At 69.4% G+C, this 2,638-nt stretch carries 2 protein-coding genes; both read right to left on the reverse strand.

What is annotated here, in order from left to right; genetic code table 11:
• Positions 1-1,738 (reverse strand): type I polyketide synthase (locus tag AC6EXY_RS33105; protein ID WP_499819005.1); only part of this gene is annotated, 1,738 nt, incomplete at its 3' end.
• Between the two features lie 29 nt (positions 1,739-1,767).
• Positions 1,768-2,638, reverse strand: an 871-nt coding sequence (locus tag AC6EXY_RS33110) for an acyl carrier protein (RefSeq protein WP_499819006.1), incomplete at its 5' end; no start/stop codon positions are given.

Raw genomic sequence — 2,638 nt, forward strand, 5'->3', positions numbered from 1 at the left:
CGGGGGTGTGGGGGGTTCCTGGGGTTTCCGGGGGGCTGGTGGTGAGGGTGCTGAGGCCTTCGAGCAGGCCGGTGCGGGTGCCGGCGAGAACGACCGCTCGGTGATCGAACGCGTGCCGCTGCCGCAGAGTGTGGCTGACGCCGGTCAACGGCAGGTCCGGGTGCGTGGTGAGATGCTGGTGAACGCGGCCGGCGTGTTCGCGTAGCGCGTCAGGAGTGCGCGCCGAAAGCGGAAAGAAGAACGGTGCTGGTTCATCTTCTGTCGCCGCGTTCTCCGTGCTCGCCGCGTTCTCCGCGAATTGCGTTGCGGCGGGTTCGGCGCTTTCCACCGTCGTGGCGTCAGCGGTGGCGGGGGGTTCTTCGAGGATGATGTGGGCGTTGGTGCCGCTGATGCCGAAGGAGGAGATACCGGCACGGCGAGGTCGCTCGTGCCGCTCCCAGGGCTGGGGAGTGGCGAGGAGTCGGAGGCGTCCGCTGTCCCAGTCGACGTGGGGGGTGGGTTCGTCGGCATGCAGGGTACGGGGGAGTTCGTTGCGGTGGAGCGCCCCGATGATTTTGATGATGCCGGCGACGCCGGCGGCGGCCTGGGTATGGCCGATGTTGGACTTGAGACTGCCAAGCCAGAGCGGCCGGTCGTCAGGGCGGCTGCGGCCGTAGGTGGCGAGCAGGGCGTGGGCCTCGATGGGGTCGCCGAGCGGCGTTCCGGTGCCGTGGGCTTCGACGGCGTCGACGTCGGCGGGGCTCAGCTGGGCGTTGGCGAGCGCGGCGCGGATGACGCGCTGCTGGGAGGGACCGTTGGGCGCGGTGAGGCCGTTCGAGGTGCCGTCCTGGTTGATGGCGGTGCCGCGGATGACGGCGTGGACGGGGTGGTTGTTGGCGACCGCGTCGGTGAGGCGTTCGAGGAGGAGGACGCCGACGCCTTCGGACCAGCCGGTGCCGTTGGCGTCGGCGGAGAACGAACGGCAGCGGCCGTCGGGGGACAGGCCGCGCTGGCGGCTGAACTCCACGAAGGTCTCCGGCGTGGCCATCACCGCCACACCACCGGCCAGGGCGAGCGAGCTTTCGCCGGAGCGCAGGGACTGGACGGCGAGGTGGACGGCGACGAGGGAGGAGGAGCAGGCGGTGTCGATGGTGACCGCCGGCCCCTCGAACCCGAACACATACGACACCCGGCCCGACGCCACACTGCCCGCGCTACCCGTGATGCGGTGCCCCTCCAGCGACTCCGGTGTCGGCCCGTCGCCCGTCCCGTAGTCGTGGTACATCATTCCGCTGAAGACGCCGGTGGATGTTCCGCGCAGCGTGTCGGGGTTGATCCCGGCGTGTTCGATGGCTTCCCAGCTGGTTTCGAGCAGGAGCCGCTGCTGGGGGTCCATGGCGAGTGCCTCGCGTGGGCTGATGCCGAAGAACTCGGCGTCGAAGCCGCCGACGTCGGTGAGGAACCCGCCGCTGCGTGAGTAGGAGGTGCCGGGATGGTCCGGGTCGGGGTCGAACAGGCTGTCCAGATCCCAGCCCCGGTCGGTCGGAAAGTCACCGATCGCCTCGCCGCCGGCCTCGACCAGCCGCCACAGATCCTCCGGCGAGGCGATACCCCCCGGGAAACGGCACGCGATCCCCACCACCGCGATCGGCTCACGTGCGGCCGCGGTGAACTTCCGGTTCTGCTGGCGCAGGCGGTCGTTCTCCTTGAGAGACTTCCGCAGGGCTGCTACCACCTTCTCGGTGGATGTCTCGCTCATAGTCTACGAACTCCAGCCAGAATCGGGGTTCAGTCGGTTTCCTCGAACGCCATGAGAATCAGCCGTTCGGTATCCAGCTCGTCGATGGTTTCGGCGCTCTCCGGCTGATCCGGCGCGTCGGTGCTCTGGGTGACATCAAGGAGGAGCTGCGCTAGTCCGCTCGCGCGCAGACGGTCGATCGGTATCGTCGCCAGGATTCTTCTGAGCTCCGCGTCGCTGGTGCCGTCCGTGCTGTCCGGAGCACCGGCGGGCTCCTCGTCCTGGGGAAACAGCTCGTCGAGCAGATAGGAGGCGATCGCCTCCGGCGTGGGATGGTCGAAGACCAGGGTCACCGGCAGCCGGTGCCGGACGATCCCGTCGAGCCGGTTGCGCAGTTCCAGGCTCGTGAGCGAGTCGAAACCCAGCTCCTTGAACGCCGCGCCAGGGGGAACCGCCGAAGCCCCGGAATGCCCCAGGATCTGGGCCGTCTGGGCCCGTACCGCGTCGAGGACCGTCCGCCTGCGATCGGCGGGCGCCAGTGCCACGAGCCGGTCCGACAGCGTCGAGGGAGCGGGTCCGTCCCGCTCATCGGCCTTGCGTGCCGGAGTCGCGAACAGGCTGCGCGCGATCGGCGGCACAGCGGCGGACGGACTGGTCCCGGCGGCGGCCAGCGTCATCGGGACGAGATGCGCTTCGCTCCGCTCGAGCGCGGCGTCGAAGAGCGCCAGCCCCTTCTCGGTCGAAAGTGCACCCACACCGATCCGAGCCAGCCGAGACCGGTCGACCTCGCCCATCTGTTCGGTCATGGTGCTGGTTTGTTGCCAGTAGCCCCAGGCGAGGCTGGTGGCGGGGAGGTTGTGGGTGTGGCGGTGGTGGGCGAGGGTGTCGAGGAAGGTGTTGGCGGTGGCGTAGTTGGCTTGG

This window comes from Frankia sp. RB5 (assembly GCF_059816245.1).